Below are 16,446 nucleotides of genomic sequence, written 5' to 3' on the forward strand. Positions count from 1 at the left end.
CGCTCGACGTACAGGGCCAGCTGGCGACGCAGGAAGAGATTCTCGACCCGTACATCTTCTGCGGAACGCATCCGCAGCGCCAGCCACCGCAAGGCGTCTTGGAGCAGCCCGTATGCGATCCGAACGACGAGGACCATGCCCTGATGGTGCCATACCCACGCCTTGCGGGCTCTTCATCGAGTCGGATGGAATTTCTGCGGAGGACACGTGCGCATGCTCGAACAATGCGCTGGCCTCAGAGAATAGCCCTTGCACCGCAGCCGAGGAGCGATTTGTCGCGCTGATCGGCTTCCGAGCGTCGCGCGGCTGGAGATGCGGTCTCGCACCAATCATAGTGACGCCCCAATTGATCGTGCCACCGCCCCGGATCTCGTGTGATCACCCTCGCACACTTCTGCATCTTGCTCCCCTGCGCGAAATCGGATACCGCCGTTTGGGCGTATTTGGCGCAAGTCTTGTTGGACATCGCTTTAGTCGTCGCTTTGGGTGGAGCGCCTGGCAGTGCCGCGGTCGCTGTCGTAGCTACGTCGCCGCCGATCGTGAAGTGCTCGAAGTTCCAGCCGACCCCGATTGATTTTTGCTGCACGGCCCACTTGGGAGACCCGTCGGCCATTCCGGCAAACCTGTAGTACAACAGCTTCCCATCAGCCTGTATCGCATAAATGGCTCCATCACCGCCGGCTGCGAACTGTCTGAAGGCCTGCCAGCCCGAACCTACTGGCTTGCCCTGAACAGCCCATTTGAATGAGCCGTCCGCCATTCCAGCATATCGATAGAAAAGCATTTCGCCATTGGGTCGAATGGCAAAAATTGCACCGTTATAGCCACCAAAGACGTGCCGGAATTCCTGCCATCCGCTTCCAATCGCCTTGCCCTCGACAGCCCAAACGTTCGACCCGTCGGCCATGCCGGCGTAGCGATAGAACAGCATCTGCCCGTCGGGCTTGATGGCATAGACGGCGCCGTTGTCACCGGCGAGGACCTGACTGAAGCCCTGCCACCCAGATCCGATCAACTTTTGCTGGACCGCCCACTTCTGCGATCCGTCGGCAGCTCCAGAGTATCGGTAGAAGAACATCTGGCCGTCGCTCTGTATCGCATAGATCGAACCGTTGTCGCCGGAAATTACATGACTGAAGCCCTGCCAACCGGATCCGATCACGCTCTGCTGAATGGCCCATTTGTCTGATCCGTCTGCCGTTCCCGCGTAGCGATAGAAGAACATCTGACCGTCGGGGCGTATCGCATAGATTGCGTTCGCCGCGGCGATCGAAGAAATGAGCAGGGCGAGGACCGTCAATAGAAGATGCGTCGCTCTTTTTGCAGTTACTTTCATGGTGTCGGACCTCCTGTTAAGTTGATTCAGCAGCCCTCTTGCGGAAAGGGTAGGCTCCGCTCGAATGGTTTGCTACCTCATTTTTGTGGAGTCCATGACGTCAGAATGCACGTACGCTCCCACGCTGTCAGCCGATACCGGAACTCAGATTCAGCACCGCGAGAGCGTTGGATGGACTTCGGCCGAGCAGCCCAAATCCCGCTTCAGTCGCTTCATCGACGAACCCTCGCCCGCGAACTCGCGAACTCTAGGAAATCGAATGCGCGCCATCGTGCCTACGCCAGCGAAGCCCCTTTCTCGAGTGCTTCGCCAATCGCGCCAAACCACCGATGAGGATCTTGGGCGCGCGACTCTACCCCGTTCGCTTCAAGGCAACCAAGGCCAAATACGCAATCAAGAGGCTGCCGCGCGCGCGCAAGCGGTTCTGTCGCGTTGCGGCCGTTCGGTTACGCTGGAGCGAGACGGACTACTGGGACGAAGGCGATGATTGAGGCATTGCGCAAGGTGATCAAGCGGATGCATTACCCACTTGAGGTGATGCTGACCTGCGTGCACTGGTATGCCGCCTATCCGCTGAGCCTGCGCCGCATCGAGGAGATGATGGCCGAGCGCGGCGTGCGCGTCGATCACGCCACGGTTCATTGCTGGGCGATCAAGATCTTGCCGGTGCTGTCCGCGGCATTTCGACGACGCAAGCGACCGGTGGGCATGAGCCTCCACCGGGATTCTTCAAGATCGACATCGTCGAACACTGTGGTGGCGTGAAGAACGAAGGAGAGTTCGTCCACACGCTCACGCTGACCGACATCGCCAGCGGATGGACGGAGTGCGTGGCCATGCGAGTACGGAACCAGGTGCTGGTGATCGAAGCATTCGAGAAGGTCGCTGCCGACCTGCCGTTCGCAATGCTGGGCGTGGACTCGGACAACGACAGCGCCTTCATGAGCCAGAGCGTCTTCGACTACTGCAAGGGACACGGCCTTGAGCAGACCCGCTCGCGGGCCTACAAGAAGAACGAACAGGCCTGGGTGGAGCAGAAGAACGGCGCCGTCGTGCGACGGTTGGTCGGCTATGGCCGCCTCAGCGGTGCCGAGGCCACGAAGGCTCTGGCCCAGCTGTACGCGTCGTCACGGCTGTACATCAACTTCTTCCAGCCCTCGTTCAAGCTGAAGTCAAAGACGCGCGACGGCGCTCGCGTGCGCAAGGTCTACTTCGCTCCGGCGACCCCATGTGAACGGCTTGTCGCCCACAGCGGTGTTGAGCCGGCTGTCAAAGAGAAGCTGACGGCGCAATTCAAACGGCTCGACCCGGTGCGGCTGCTCCAGGAAATCCGCTTGGCCCAGCAGACGCTGAGCGATATTGCCGCCCATGGCGTGCACAACGAAGTGGTGCCCGGGGGCGCATCGGATGTATCCGTGTTCCTTGCCAGCCTGTCCTTGGCGTGGAAGGACGGCGAAGCTCGGCCGACGCAACGCAAGCAGCCCAAGGCCAAGCACTGGTAGAGAAATCGACCAGACCCGTTTGCCGACGCGTGGCCGCTCGTCGAAGGTTGGTTGATTGCCGAGCCGTCGGTGCAGGCCAGCGTATTGATGGATCGGCTGGCAGCGATGATTCCAGACGCGTATGCCGCCAAAGCACAGTTGCGTACCCTGCAACGCCGGGTCAAGGCCTGGCGCAGTGAACGCGTGAAGAAGATGGTCCTGGGCAGCCTCAGCAAGTCCAGGGCTGTGCCGCTCGAAGTCTAAGGCGGCCGCTCAAAGAACATCGAAGCCACGGCGGCCGGGCGCGCGAATCGATTCCATCGCTCCTCGAACTTCGGCACGTCACGTAGGCTCAACTTGAAGCGCAGGTACCAGCGAACGCACAGAACGATGATCTCGCGCTCGAAGTGCCGACCTTTGAACAGTTCGTTCATGGTCTGCAGCCTTTGCGCCATCGACCCGCCCTCAGTACAAAAAGGCCGGTAGCCTCCCGCAAGCCAAACTTTGCACCGGGGCCGCCTACTGGCGGCAGGCCCGACGCCCAGCCGCCTGCGCATTGTCGCTTGCGGCTCGCGCACGCGACTCGGGTATGACGCAGACCACGTCGTTTGGGAACGCTTCCCGCCAGACGAAGCCTCGCATGCAGCCGTTCGGGCCGTAGGGACCGGAACCATCCACGCGCGTCGGCGCCGCGCTGTTCTCTGCCGCCGTCTGGGCGCGGATTTCCGGCGTGACGCAGACGTGGTCGCGCCCGTCGGCTTCTCGCCATACATACCCTCGCACGCAGCTATCTGGACCGTGGGCGCAAGCATCCTGCGCATCGGCCGTAGGCGAATGCGTGCCGACGGCGACGACAAGTGCTACGGTGGCCCAGGGCAGAGATCGGCGTAACGGTATTGAAGGTCGTGTCACCATCATCATCTCCTACGTCCATGGCACTCCAGTCTATGGATGTCGCGGAATTTGCGCATCCACCCGGCGAGGGGCAACCCCCTTACCGGAGGGCAGGCCAACGCCGCCGCGCTGCAGGCACCGACGTAGTGCGCAGTGAAGCGCGAAGCCCAAAAAGCTCCGGCGCTTTGGGCAGTCCTCATCGAATGACTTTCTGGCGTCAGTTCAAAGGCGGCCAAAGCCTTCTTTCGGACGGCGCTGAAGACTCAAGGGCGCCCTCGGTCAGTATCACCTTGGATGATTACGCCGCCTCGCATCGCGCGGTGCGGGAACTGCCAGCGCGGAGCCCACGCTGGGGTGGACGTACTTTCCGTGAAGATCGGTGCGCTTTAGGTCGAAAAATCGTTATGCGACAGGCACTTACGAATCCGAGCCAGGCGTGGAATCGGATTCCACGCAAGTCATTGATTTCCAATGAAAACTCGTGGCTCTGCGCACTCTTTTGCACGGAAAGTGCGACTACCCCTAGAAGTACTCGCAGATTGAAGACATCGAGCCCGGTTCCATCGCAATAATAAGAAAAGTCGGCAGATTCTGCCCCCACCGGTAGCGTCGGGAGCCGACAAATCCACTACCTATAGCGTAGGAGCGGAAGCCCTTGTAGCGACAGCCTTGCCCCGAGCGCTCTCACCAAGGCGCCTACTCCCGCATCTTCTCAGCATATTTTTCGATGCAGAGTTTGAGAAATTCGGCGTTGTCCTCCTTGATAGAGGTCAAAAACTCGACGATTGCGGCTCGAATTTTTTCGCGCGCCTCCGGTTTCAAATCTTCGAAAGTTTCTGGTAGCTCACCATCTAATTTGTTCTTTACCTTGTAATAGTCTGAGTAGAAGCGTTGCACACGCGCCTTGTTTTCTAATCCAAAGGCTGCCACCATTGCGTCTTCGTTATCGGCACCCAATTCAACGCCCTCGTGCTCCATCCACTCCATGTTGTGCTCGAGTTGCGTACACGCGTCCCGGAACTCCTTTTCGGAGCGCGCAGGATCGAATTTCATCAGTGTCTCGTGCCATTTTTCGAAGAATGTGAATCGCCAACGCGAGGCCAAAGTGAGAGCGATCAAGAGCATTGAGGACTGCTGGTCACCGACAAATCTGCGATCGAAGGTCTCGACGAGGAAGACGTAGAATCGGCGCATGCCGTTTTTGAACAGCTTGTGCCGTGTAAGAATTGCGCGATAAATTTTGTCGTCGCTGCCCTTCAGCGTAACGTCGTCCGGTTCCGGCGACAACAGGGCTGCCGCAAGAGCGACATTAATTTCCAATTTATCCATCCAAGGAATGTTCGCACGGTGGGGGCGTAGCAGCTTCTCTTTCAACTCCCCCCAAGAGACACGCGGCGGCTGGCCGCCAGCAATCGATAGAGGCAAACGAAGGCCGAGGATGTCGAACGCCCGGCTTGATCCCATTAAGACGGAGTTTTCCGGAATACGCTTGAATTCCTCATTGGCCGGAGGGTAAATTGTTATCTCCAGTCCTGCCTGAACGGGTGCTTCCCACAGCGGCTCCTCCCGACGAGCAAGTGTGAAAGCGTAACAGATCTCTTTGGCTGCTTTGGCAATATCAGACGCGTATTCGGCTGGATTATCGTTTGCGGTATAAAGGTTCTTGCTATTGCAGACTGTTTGCAGAAATATGCCGACTGGGCTTTCATACCATACCTGGAAATCCTCACCTGCGGGAAACGGATTTTTGGCATCGTAAGTTTCAATCGGGGTAACGAGCGTCGTGTTGTACCCTTCAACTACCCCTGGTAGCTTGTTCTGGTCGATATCGTGAAGGCAGATAACGGGCTTTTTGTCGAGGGGAATCCCATCGTGCGGATTCTCAAAACTGTAGATGCCGATTTCGTAGCCGACATAGACGCTTTGATGATCGGTGAATACCGCAATAAGCCAATCTGTCTGTTTGAGCGCAGCGTCAATAATCGGCTTAAATTTGAAGCCCGGCGGAATGCTCTTGGTGTCGAGAAATGCCGCCAAGAGGGCCCTCCCCTTTCCCTTGCCCGCCAACTCCTTGAACTGCCGTTCAATCTCCTCTGCAATGATGGCGTCCTCGTGGGCGTAGCTGATGAACGTATTGGTGGTGTTGGGATTTGGATTAGTCACCTGATCGCCCTCCAGCCATCGGTTTTATCTTGCACGGTAGGCGTTTCAACCGCATCAACCGCAGGGAAAATGAGTCTGTGGGAACCGATGGAAAGGGTCAACCTCTTGTTTGGGGTTGTGCTGGCTCAGGGGGTGTCCGAATTTCGGCTCTGGTGCAAATCGCACCTCCGGTAGGCTGTGGCCTCTGAACTTAGGTCGATCAATGGCGCAGAGGCTGCAAGGCATGGACGAACTGTTCAAAGGTCGGCACTTCGAGCGGGAGATCATCGTTCTTTGCGTTCGCTGGGTAAGCGTCCGGCCATCCCGTCTTGATTCCCGCCGCTCTGGCTAGGAGCATGGTGTTCACTACTCCACTTATTTCTTGGCGGACACGTGAACACTATCGAGGCAACAGCGGTGAAGGGAGAGCGCCGTCGGAGGCGCCGTCACAGCGATGAATTCAAGGCGAACCTGGTTGCCGCGTGTGCTCGACCCGGTGTATCGATCGCCTCGGTGGCGTTGGCCAATGGCATCAACGCGAACCTGCTGCGTCGCTGGATGATCGAAGGGGGTCAAGGGCTTCCCGGCCCTGAAGCGACCGCCGAGCTATCGCGCGATCAGAGCAACGGAGCCTTCGTAGCTGTGCAGCTTGGCGCTGCGCAGTCCTCTGCGGTGCAGGACCTCCGAATCGAGCTCAAGCGCGGCGCGACCACAGTGGTCGTGCACTGGCCGAGCAGTGCTTGCGCGGCGAGTGCCGCGTGGCTTCGCGAGATCCTGCGTTGATCCGGATCGAATCGATCTGGATGGCGGTCCAGCCGCTGGACATGCGCGCCGGCACCGAGGCGGCGCTGGCCCGCGTCGTGGTGGTGTTCGGCGCAGCGCGCCCACATCACGCCTACCTCTTTGCGAACCGGCGCGCCAACCGCATGAAGGTCCTCGTGCACGACGGTATCGGCGTGTGGCTGGCAGCCCGGCGGCTGAACAGCGGCAAGTTTGCCTGGCCCAAGAACATCGACGGAACGCTCACGTTGAGCCGGCCGCAGTTCGATGCGTTGGTGCTGGGACTACCTTGGCAACTCGTCGGTGAGGCCGGTGTGATCACCACGTTGTAGCGCGTCCATTGCGGTATCTGCGGATGGTGCGTGGGCATGGTTGCCGGCACGATCACTGTCCGTGATCGCCGACGACATCGACACGCTGAACCCGCAAGAGCTTCGCGAGAGGCTGCGCAAGGCCGACGCGCAGTTGACGTTCCAGCAGTCGCTCATCGACAAGCTCACGCACGAGAACGCGGTCCTCAAGCGGCTGAAGTTCGCCGCCAAGAGCGAGGCGTACAACGCCGAACAGAAGAGCCTGATCGAGGAGACGCTGGACACCGATCTGGCCGCCGTCGCCGCGGAGATAGAAGCGCTGCAGGGAACAAGGCTGCGCGCTGAGAGGCAACAGGCCAAGCGCGAGAAGCTGCCGGCAAACCTGCCGCGTCGCGAGATCCACCACGAGCCGGACAACACCACATGCGGATGCGGCGAGCCGCTACAGCGCATCGGTGAGGACGTCGCCGAGAAGCTGGACTACCAGCCAGGCCTGTTCACGGTGGAGCGCCACATCCGCGGCAAGTGGGTGTGCAGGTGCTGCGAGAAGATCACCCAGGCCCCGGTTCCTGCGCATGTGATCGACAAGGGTATGCCAACCACCGGCCTGCTCGCGCAGGTGCTGGTCGCCAAGTACCTTGACCACCTGCCGCTTTACCGACAGGAAGCGATCTTCGAGCGCGCGGGCCACGTCATCGCCCGCTCGACGCTGGCGCAGTGGGTCGGTGAATGCGGCATGCAGCTTCAGCCGCTCGTGGACGCGCTGGCGGCAGAACTCTTGCAACACGACGTGCTGCACGCCGATGAGACCCCAGTGGCGATGCTCAAGCCCGGAATCGGAAGGACCCATCGGGCGTACCTGTGGAGCTACTGCACGACGCAGTTCAACCCGATCCAGGGCGTCGTGTTCGACTTCGCCGACAGCCGGGGCGGCCAGCACGTGCGTGACTTCCTCCAGCTCAGCGGCACGAACGCCAAGCCTGCCTGGCAGCGCAAGCTCGTCACCGACGACTTCAGCGGCTACAAGGCCTGCTTCGAGCTCGGGGTGACCGAGGTTGGTTGCCTGGCACACGCTCGGCGCAAGTTCCACGAGCTATGGGCCAACCATGGCAGCCCGGTCGGCGAGCAGGCGCTGAAGTTCTTCGGCGAGCTGTATGACGTCGAGCGTGAGGTGGCCGGGGCCGACAGTGCCGACAGGCTCGAACTTCGACGACGACGATCAAGGCCAGTGGCCGATGCGTTGCATCAGTGGGTGCGCCAGCAGCGGCAGAAGATCCCCGACGGATCCGCGACCGCCAAGGCAGTCGACTACAACCTCAAACGCTGGGATGCGCTCACGCGCTTCCTGGAAGACGGTGATCTGCCGATCGACAACAATTGGGTTGAGAACCGCATCCGGCCCATCGCACTGGGCAGACAAAACTGGCTGTTCGCCGGATCCCTGCGCGCCGGCAAACGAGCAGCAGCGGTGACGAGCTTGATCCACTCGGCCAAGCTCAATGGGCACGACCCATACGTCTATATCCGCGACGTCCTCACGCGGCTGCCGACGCTGCCTGCCAGCCGCATCGAAGAGCTACTGCCGCATCACTGGCAGCACAGCTAAACCCCGAACTCGCCGTCAAGGCGGGTTCGCCGGACGCTTACTTCGCTGGTACCTGCGCTTCAAGTTGAGCTTGCGCGATCTGGTGGAGATGATGGCCGAGCGCGGCCTGGCGTTGGCCCACACGACGATCATGCGCTGGGTGCAACGCTTCGTGCCGGAGTTCGAGAAGCGCTGGAATCGATTCGCTCGCAAGGCCGGTCGATCGTGGCGCGTCGACGAGACCTACGTGAAGATCCGCGGCAAATGGAACTATCTCTACCGGGCCGTCGATCGAGAAGGAAAGACGGTCGACTTCCGCCTGAGCGCCAATCGCGATGTCAAGGCGGCCAAGGCGTTCTTTCGCAAGGCGCTGGAGACGCAAGGCCGAGCTCCAGTGAGCATCACGCTGGATGGCTATGCCGCCTCGCACCGCGCGGTGCGAGAGTTGCCCGCGCAAAGCTCACGCTGGAAAGACACTCGGCTGCGATCGTCGAAGTACCTCAACAACATGATCGAGCAAGACCATCGGGGCGTGAAGTCACGCATCAACCCGATGCTCGGGTTCAAGGTCTTCGAGCGTGCTGCGGTGACGATCGCCGGCGTCGAACTACTGCACCGAGTTCGCAAGGCTCAATTCAATCTCGGTCGGCTGCATGTTCGGGGCCAAGCTGGGCCCGCGATCTGGAGTGCCGTGCTTTCGGCATAGCCTGGGCGGCCCTCTGGAGACGTCACTCGGCTACCCCGAAACTTTGCACCAGAGCCGCCGCATTCAAGATGGGTTTGCCGTACGCATACGATGCTCGGCTGCGCATCGACCTCCGGCGTCAGAAGCGGCATCGCATCCGACTCGGCAGTGCCGCCGGAAATGGCAAACTGACTTTGATCTGCATGGCCAAGCTCCAAGGGCGCGCAACGTGTCATTTTCCAGCCAGCGAACTCGACCTCGGATCGGCCAATCGCGATCCGCATTCGCATGCCAGCGGCTACCCCCCACCGTTTGAATCGCTCTCCTATCCCTTCACGCGCACGACGTCGTCGGCGTCGCAGGCCGCGTTGAGGCGGCTCTTCTTCCAGAACTCGCAGGTATCGTCGTTTGAAACTCTTTTGTCATTCAGAAGCCTTGTGAGAAGTTGCAGATCCCTTCCTGCTTCCGCTTCTCAACGGAGGCGCCGCGCTATTCAGTGCCTTGGCGCCGCCTTCCGTTACCTTGGGCGCTAGGGGTTGGCTCGCAATCATCGTGCCCTGATATGCCCGCATCCGCTTTTCGATGTTCGCTTCGCGTAGCGCGTCGGGTGGGTGCGTCCTGACGCTTGCGCCCGCCATTCCGACGGCGCCGGTTGCAGGCGCCGTCGCTGCGATTTGAGCAGCATCCTTGCGATACGCCTGGAAAGCTCGAACCGGATTTCCAAGATTCCCGTCCATCATCATCGCGGTCGCGCATGCGTCCGCTTCATATTCCTGATCCAGCCCGTACTTCTCGTGCTGCTTCATCAGGTCCTGCGCCAGATGCGGAATGGCTGCGACGGTCTGGATCCATTCGCCGAATGCCGCAGGCGTGGACGCACCTCCGCCGCCCTGCCCGCGCGTGACGATCTGTCGCATCAGCCTTAGCCCGGAATCACTGTCGACCAGGAGTTGTTGAATCCGCTTGGCGCGGTGACGTTTGGCGATGTGTGCCAGTTCATGCGCCACGATGAAGCGAAGCTTCTCTTGCGCACCATCTGTATCGTCATCAAATACGCTCTTTAGCGTTTCGTTGTCGATAAATATCACGCCACCTGCGAGCGATCCCGGCGTACCCATCTGCAACAGGATCAATCGAATCTTGAACGGATTGGGGGGGCCAGCGTTGGACAGCTCACTCACCATCGCGACAGTCTTTGTCCAGAAGACCTTGTTCGACCCTTCGTTCGAGAGCACAGTCAGTTCCTTGTTCGATACCAAGAGCAACGCAGTGCCTATCGTCTCTTCGACGGGCACCGGAATCCACAGCATTTCCTTCGCGGTGTAAGCGAGGATTTCGCGATCTTCCGGCGTGAGCGAGGCGCTGGCAAAATTCGTGCTCAAGAGCCTTTCGATGCGCGCCTTGCCCTCGGCGCCGAACTTCGCAAAAACGGTCGCGCTGAAATCGTAGTTCTCGGCGGGGGTCTTGCATTGGACTTCTGCGCGGATATTGGTCGCTTCCGGCGAACCGACTCTCGAGTCGCCGACCGTAGTTGCTGCAGTTGATTGTGTCGTGCTTTGAGTCGTCGATATCGTTCGCGTCGAGGGCGCGACCGCGCCCTCTGGTTTCTTGGGCACCACAACGCCTTGGGTTGCGAGGCAGCCAGAAAGCGCCAGTGAGGCACACAACACTGCCAGACGGGTGGACCATGTTCGAACAATGAGCTTCATTACTCACCCCTTTCGATCTCGCCAAACAATAGGAGGGCGTTCCACCGCAAGCCGGTCTCCAGATAAGCACTGGCGAGCGCGAGCTTCCTGTTCGCCGACAAGGAGTTGGGCGGCGCGATGGCGTCTGCCGCTGCAATGGCGCGACGCACAGTACCGTTTCGGGCCACCTTGAAGATGCCTTGCAAACTGCCGCCGGGCGCAGTCCATTGAAAGATGTATGAGCTACCCGGCTGAAAGATTTGCGATGGAACGGCGATGCGTCCATCGACCAGTGGAAAAGGGCCGTAGCGCTTGCCAGCGGCGTCGTCCACGACGAAAGTTGCGCCCGGGGCTGAAGCGACCTTAAACGACAAGCTTTCCGGCGGAACCACGATCTCTTCAAAGGGCAAGCCCGCGGCAATTACCCTCGGGTCGGTCTGGGTCACCGAGTGGTGGCCCATTGGATGGGCGCCGGCGACTTGGCCGCCGCGCACATTGAAAAGACAGGCCGTGAACCCGCATCTTTGATCCCCGTCTGCCACTGCCACGGCAAGCGCTGAAGACTTTGGGACCACTTTCGTCACAGGGATCGAATTGCGCGAGTACCAGACACTGGCGTCGGACAGTGTCCGGCGGTCGCCAGAGTCGCAGCTTGCGATCTTGTAGATACCTTTCGCGGTTGTCTCCATGTCCTTGGCAGGGGCGAGGCAGGCATCCGGGCCTGCGCAAACGACGCGGCACTCCACCGCGGCGCTGCTAATTGAGCTGCCGCAGAACGCGGCGAGCAGAACCAATGCGCTACGCGTGTACATACTTAAGCTCCAGGAAGAAGGAGAATGCGCAGAGCGCTGACAACCGTCAGGAACATGGCCGATTGCATGATTGTCCAAGTGAGAACGTCGGCGCGGACCGCCATCGGGAGGGCACCCAACCGCCTCCATTGGCCCGCAGTGGTGCAGACTCGTCGTTTCCAGTTTTTGGCCATCGCGACAAGCGAATAGGGGCGTTCCGGCTTGACTTTCGGATGCGGAGCAATCTCGACATACAAATGCACTAGCAACCCGATCAACATGGGCAGTGGATTGAGCCAAAGCCCCGCTGCTGCGACGGTGGGTGCAAATGCGAGCAGTGTGATCGCGACTGCAAGCAAGGCAAGAAGCGGCGTCATCCCGCACAGCAGTCCGTTCAAGCTTCTAGCTTCCGGCCAATGGAACTCCACCAGGCCGCGGAAGTCGTGCAACGAGAGGAACAGCAACATGAATGCGTAGCCGGAGGCCACGTCCACCACGAAGGATAGATGCCCCTCGGCCAACGGACGGGCAATGCTCGCCGCGACCAGGGCATGCAGGGTGGCACCGGCGAGCCGACCGAGGGGCGTCACATGCTCGTCGACACCTTCAAAGCTCCTGACGCCGAGCACGATCGCCTTGTCCTTCAAGGCATTGCCGGTGAGTCGAAGCGCGTCGCTCGATTCAATCTCTATCTCCGCCGGGATGTTTCCGAAGTAGTTGATGAAGAGAGTGGGATCGGGTGTCTGCAAAAGCGTTGTTGGGTTTTCGGACGTCTTCTTGCTCGCGGCACAATAGTCGGCAACGCTCTCCAATTTTTTCTGATGCGGACCCGCGATTCCGGCCGCAGCGGACAAGACCATTCCGAGCGGAAGGAGAAGTGAGGCGTCAGCCCGCAACACTTTCGGTGCGTCTTTTGGGTCGTGATATCGGATCACACTCAGACCGCGGCCTTCCACGTCAAGCCATGTCGAGGCCCACCACAGCTTTGCAGGCTTCCTTCCTTCTCTATTTGTCACAAGCCTTGATGACGCCTCGCAAATCAGTTGCCGCCAAGCCCGCCCGCTCGCCTCCTCGTCCGCCGGTCGTGGATAGGAGACAACCACTACCGAGATGCCGTTCTGGAGCAGGGGCGCGATGATCTGGAAGATGGGTTGCAGGAGCACGTCCTTCTCGTCGCTCTCGCGGGGGATTGCGTCGATATCCACTGCGATCACCTTCGGGTCCAGTTCCGCCAAGGCCTCTGTGACTCGTGCGAGCTTCACCTTGTCTATGGGCAGGCGGCGCCCGAGTTCAGTCTCGAACATCTTGCGCGAGATGAGGACTGTGACGAGATCGGGATGAGCCACGTCGGTGCTCGTCGGCCCCTTGATAGATGCCACGACCGCGAGCACACCATCGTCGAAAGTTCTGAAGACATGCCACCTTTCCAGCAACACAGTGAACGATGCCAGGAAGATGATTAGTGGAAGGTAAATAAGGCCGTGCCGAAATAGCGCCCCAATGTAGAGCGCCGTCGTATGCAGCGTTTGGCCTAAGCCTTTCGTTTCCAAACGCGCCTCCTAACTTGATCGACCCATGCCTCACCCGATCGACGGGCTCACTAGTGCGGCAGATTAGGTGAAGCGCGAAGTGGGCGCATCCCCACATTGGCGGAGGAAGCCGCGCAGCGGGCTCAACAAGAGACCACCTCCCGAAGCGCGGACGATGTCCGCTGTATCGCAAGCCGCGCCCCGCGTAAGTTTCTTGATCAAACCAGCCGAGCCCTGAGGGTCGCTCAACGGCCTTACTGATCTAGGCATGATGGTCGCCGCCCAGAGGTAGACGGCCGGTCTCCAACATCGTAGGTTGCACGCCGAGGCGTGTAGAGCTACATGGAGAGCATCACATTCCCGGGGGTGTGCAATGCAGCATCCTTGCTCCACGGCCTACGCCGCGAGCGGCGCCTGATCCTGAGCTCCGAAACCCGGATACCACCTCTCGAAGGACGCGCGTAGCTCGTCATTGAGGACCTGGGTACGAACCTGGAGCAGCAGATGCGCTCCGCGCGGCGTCCGGCGCATCTGCTGCTTTTTCACGAACCGCTTGGAGATCACCTGGTTGACCGCGGACTCGACAAAGCCGGTGGAGATCCGTTCCCCGCACCGGTACCTCTCCCCGTAGTTGACGATGGCGCCGGCATTGTTGTCGACGTAGGTCGCGAATTCATCCAGCGGGCTTTGTCACGTTGGCGATGACGTAAGCTTGATCGATGCAAAAGACGACGAGATCGCTCTATCACGGGCACCGGTTTCCAGGGCTTTGTCACGTTGGCGATGACAGGTCGCAAAGCCGGCAGGGGGATTAAAGGCTCAGAAGGTGGCGGACGGATCTTGGGCGCTGCCGGTGAAAAGGCACCATGCATCAAAGCGTGAGGCCAGTTGTTTGCGGTAGAGCGAGGCGCGCAGCAAATGGCGCTTGAGAGCGAAGTGCTGGCGGATGGGACCGAAGCTCGAGAGGAAAGCCTGCGCGCGCTCGGGCCGGCGAAAGCCTCGCACGCGCCGCTCACGCTCACGGGTGGGTTGATGGCTGTTCTCGGCGCGGTTGTTCACGCGCGCACAGGCCTTCACGAACACGTGCCGCACGGTCGCAAGCTCAGGGATCTCTGCCTTGGCAGCTGGATAGCTGCGCAACTGGTCGGTGACAATCTTGCGCGGCGCCTCTGGGCAGGCGGCGAGCACACGCTTGAAGAAGCGTTTGGCTGCGACCTTGTCGCGGCGCTTCTGCACCAGCACGTCGAGCTCGGCGCCATGCTGATCGACGGCGCGCCACAGTAGGTAGGGTTCACCGCGCAACGTCACGAACATCTCGTCGAGGTGCCAGGTCGATCCCGGCTTGCGGCGTGCGCCCTTGGCGCCATGCGCAAAGCTCGCGCCGAATTTGTCGCACCAGCGCCGGATTGTCTCGTAGCTGACGACCACGCCGCGCTCGAACAGAAGCTCTTCGATGTCGCGCAGACTGAGTTGAAATCGAAAATACCAGCGCACTGCCTGGCTGATCACCACCGCTGGAAACCGGTGCCCGTGATAGAGCGATCTCGTCGTCTTTTGCATCGATCAAGCTTACGTCATCGCCAACGTGACAAAGCCGTTCGCAGGCCTGGATGTAGCGCCGCCCGGTGATGAGGGCGTCCTGCGGCTCCCAGGCCCCGTTGACGTACGACTGCAGTTGGAAGCCAGCCGTCACGAAGGGCGCGGCCGCGACCGACATTCCCGGCCCGGTGAGCCCCGCTTCGTGCAGCCGTAGGAGCAATGCGCGCAGGTGGCCGCCGCCATGGGCCTGCCAAAGTGCCTGCTTAAGGAAATCCTGCGGGTCGGCGCTGACCTCTGCGCGAAGGTAGTAACCGCGCTGGGTGCGGAACTCCTCCCACACCTGCACCACCCTTGGCCAGTCACCCGTGATCTGTAGCGCGAGTGGCGCCATCACGGCGCTGTTCACGACGTCGTTCACAACGTGATGTCGTGCTGCTTAAGTGCCGTGCGCAGGTCGACGCCACCGGTCACCTCCGCATTCGCGCACGCCGCCAACACGTGCGCCCAGTTCGCCCGCTGGCCGGCCCACTGGCCGCCGTAATGCAGGCCCACGGCCTGCAGCGGCGCGGCGCCGTCGATGATGGCGAGAGGGGAGCCGGAATTGCCGTTGATGGTGGTCGCGTCATGCATGGCGCTGCGCGGCCCGGTCGCATTCGCCGTTTCGGCTAGCATGCCGCCGCTCTGCCCTGGCGCGAAGCGCTTGGTGCCCTTCTCGCCCTCGAGTAGCTTGGCGATCAGTTCCCCGTACTCGTTGACGAACTCCGTGGGCACCCACTGGCGCCAGTCCGCAGGGTAGCCGACCGTGGCCACCATCCAGCCTGCGTCCACTTCCGCGACGCTGGGTGCGAATTCGAGACGCCGGTCCCGATGCTCGGAACTCGAAGACGCGTCGACTCCGAGCAGTGCCAAGTCGAGCTTTTCGTGGTCGATCGGCGGGGCGATCAGGCGCTTACCTGCAAAGAGCACCTTGCGCACCGCGCGTCGGTCGTGCGATTCGCGGCCCTGGTGTTCGCGGCCGAAATCCAAGTACACGTCGGATTTCACTGTGATCCCCGATGGCCCGAACTGCGCGATGGCCTGCGCGACGTGGCGGTTGGACAGCGCGAGCGTCGGGGAGATGAGGAAGGCGGTGCCGATGCCGATCTCCCCGACTTCAATGCGACCGACGCAAGCCGCGAACGCGGCGAGTTGCTCCCGGCGCGGCTTCAGCGTGGTTTTCCACGGGCTCGTGCAGTAGGAGGATTCGAAGTCGATGTCGCCGTCGCGAACCAGGAAGGACGGGCGCGTTCCGTCAAACGCGACGATCGCTTCCAACGAGCCGTATTCGGCCGACGTCGGCGCGCGCTGCGCGTCTCTCAGAACATTCATGGCCTGCTCGCTCGTCACCTTCGCCGAGTCGACCGCCGCGAGCAGCGCGGCATCGCCGCCGAAGTGCTCCTGCACGATGCGGCGCATCTCCTCGCGCGCCCGTTTGATGCGGTCTTCGGGCGCACCGGCTGCATCGGCGATCTCCTGGTTCGACTCCAGGGCCGACTCGAACGAAGGGGCACTCGCGCTCATCATCCCGAAGCGTTGACGCCACGCGTCCGCGGCACTCCAGTCTTGGCCACCGATTTCTCGTGTCATGTTTCCTCCTGCCGCCAGGCGGCGAGAGCTTAAAGCTCGCACAGGCGGGAGAAAAGTGC

The 16,446-nt window shown here is 60.9% G+C and carries 13 protein-coding genes and 3 pseudogenes; 7 read left to right on the forward strand and 9 right to left on the reverse strand.

Annotated elements, in window-relative coordinates; genetic code table 11:
• Nucleotides 1-235: 235 nt before the first annotated feature.
• Entirely contained in the window at nt 236-1,336 is a 1,101-nt protein-coding gene (locus QTI04_RS31300) for a tachylectin-related carbohydrate-binding protein (protein WP_286619088.1), read from the reverse strand.
• Between the two features lie 483 nt (nt 1,337-1,819).
• On the opposite strand from QTI04_RS31300, the pseudogene QTI04_RS31305 reads away from it, so the two are divergent.
• The 3 genes and pseudogenes from QTI04_RS31305 to QTI04_RS31315 form a co-directional block, all read left to right on the forward strand.
• Nucleotides 1,820-2,050 (forward strand): annotated as a pseudogene (locus QTI04_RS31305) (IS6 family transposase); the annotation flags it as partial.
• A 47-nt stretch (nt 2,051-2,097) separates the two neighbouring features.
• Nucleotides 2,098-2,838: a transposase family protein gene (locus QTI04_RS31310; protein ID WP_286619089.1), complete on the forward strand. Its 741-nt coding sequence runs from the start codon at nt 2,098-2,100 to the stop codon at nt 2,836-2,838.
• 51 nt (nt 2,839-2,889) lie between these two features.
• Nucleotides 2,890-3,081: a hypothetical protein gene (locus QTI04_RS31315; protein WP_286619091.1), complete on the forward strand. Its 192-nt coding sequence runs from the start codon at nt 2,890-2,892 to the stop codon at nt 3,079-3,081.
• 68 nt (nt 3,082-3,149) lie between these two features.
• Here QTI04_RS31315 and QTI04_RS31320 read toward each other — a convergent pair.
• Together QTI04_RS31320 and QTI04_RS31325 are read right to left on the reverse strand one after the other, a co-directional pair.
• Nucleotides 3,150-3,251 (reverse strand): annotated as a pseudogene (locus tag QTI04_RS31320) (IS6 family transposase); the annotation flags it as partial.
• Between the two features lie 1,156 nt (nt 3,252-4,407).
• Complete coding sequence (locus QTI04_RS31325; protein ID WP_286619092.1) at nt 4,408-5,874, reverse strand: toll/interleukin-1 receptor domain-containing protein; 1,467 nt, start codon at nt 5,872-5,874, stop codon at nt 4,408-4,410.
• Between the two features lie 372 nt (nt 5,875-6,246).
• On the opposite strand from QTI04_RS31325, the gene QTI04_RS31330 reads away from it, so the two are divergent.
• From QTI04_RS31330 to QTI04_RS31345, 4 genes are all read left to right on the forward strand, one after another.
• Nucleotides 6,247-6,636, forward strand: coding sequence for a transposase (locus QTI04_RS31330; RefSeq protein ID WP_286619093.1), 390 nt, complete (start codon nt 6,247-6,249; stop codon nt 6,634-6,636).
• Nucleotides 6,633-6,965: an IS66 family insertion sequence element accessory protein TnpB gene (gene tnpB / locus QTI04_RS31335; RefSeq protein WP_286528741.1), complete on the forward strand. Its 333-nt coding sequence runs from the start codon at nt 6,633-6,635 to the stop codon at nt 6,963-6,965. The genes QTI04_RS31330 and tnpB overlap by 4 nt, the downstream gene beginning before the upstream one ends.
• An 85-nt stretch (nt 6,966-7,050) precedes the next feature.
• On the forward strand, nt 7,051-8,550 hold the full coding sequence (locus QTI04_RS31340; protein WP_286619140.1) for an IS66 family transposase: 1,500 nt from the start codon (nt 7,051-7,053) through the stop codon (nt 8,548-8,550).
• Complete coding sequence (locus tag QTI04_RS31345; RefSeq protein ID WP_286619141.1) at nt 8,531-9,235, forward strand: IS6 family transposase; 705 nt, start codon at nt 8,531-8,533, stop codon at nt 9,233-9,235. Before QTI04_RS31340 ends, QTI04_RS31345 begins: the two co-directional genes overlap by 20 nt.
• A 401-nt stretch (nt 9,236-9,636) precedes the next feature.
• Here QTI04_RS31345 and QTI04_RS31350 read toward each other — a convergent pair whose 3' ends face one another.
• The 6 genes and pseudogenes from QTI04_RS31350 to QTI04_RS31375 all read right to left on the reverse strand — a co-directional run bounded on the left by QTI04_RS31350 (nt 9,637) and on the right by QTI04_RS31375 (nt 16,387).
• The gene (locus QTI04_RS31350) at nt 9,637-10,923 is read right to left on the reverse strand and encodes a M48 family metalloprotease (RefSeq protein WP_286619094.1); all 1,287 of its coding nucleotides are present in this window, start codon (nt 10,921-10,923) and stop codon (nt 9,637-9,639) included.
• Nucleotides 10,923-11,714 carry a hypothetical protein gene (locus QTI04_RS31355; RefSeq protein WP_286619095.1) on the reverse strand — a complete coding sequence of 264 codons (792 nt, stop codon included), beginning with the start codon at nt 11,712-11,714 and terminating at the stop codon, nt 10,923-10,925. Before QTI04_RS31355 ends, QTI04_RS31350 begins: the two co-directional genes overlap by 1 nt.
• A gap of 2 nt (nt 11,715-11,716) precedes the next feature.
• A complete protein-coding gene (locus tag QTI04_RS31360; protein WP_286619097.1) occupies nt 11,717-13,243 on the reverse strand; it encodes a CHASE2 domain-containing protein in 1,527 nt (508 codons plus the stop codon).
• Nucleotides 13,244-13,618: 375 nt separating this feature from the next.
• Nucleotides 13,619-13,903, reverse strand: a pseudogene (locus QTI04_RS31365) (ISKra4 family transposase); the annotation flags it as partial.
• Between the two features lie 138 nt (nt 13,904-14,041).
• Nucleotides 14,042-14,782 carry an IS6 family transposase gene (locus tag QTI04_RS31370; protein ID WP_286619098.1) on the reverse strand — a complete coding sequence of 247 codons (741 nt, stop codon included), beginning with the start codon at nt 14,780-14,782 and terminating at the stop codon, nt 14,042-14,044.
• A gap of 393 nt (nt 14,783-15,175) precedes the next feature.
• Nucleotides 15,176-16,387 carry a serine protease gene (locus QTI04_RS31375; RefSeq protein ID WP_286619099.1) on the reverse strand — a complete coding sequence of 404 codons (1,212 nt, stop codon included), beginning with the start codon at nt 16,385-16,387 and terminating at the stop codon, nt 15,176-15,178.
• Nucleotides 16,388-16,446: the final 59 nt, after the last annotated feature.

It is taken from the genome of Variovorax sp. J22R115 (genome assembly GCF_030317005.1).
Lineage (GTDB): Bacteria > Pseudomonadota > Gammaproteobacteria > Burkholderiales > Burkholderiaceae_C > Variovorax.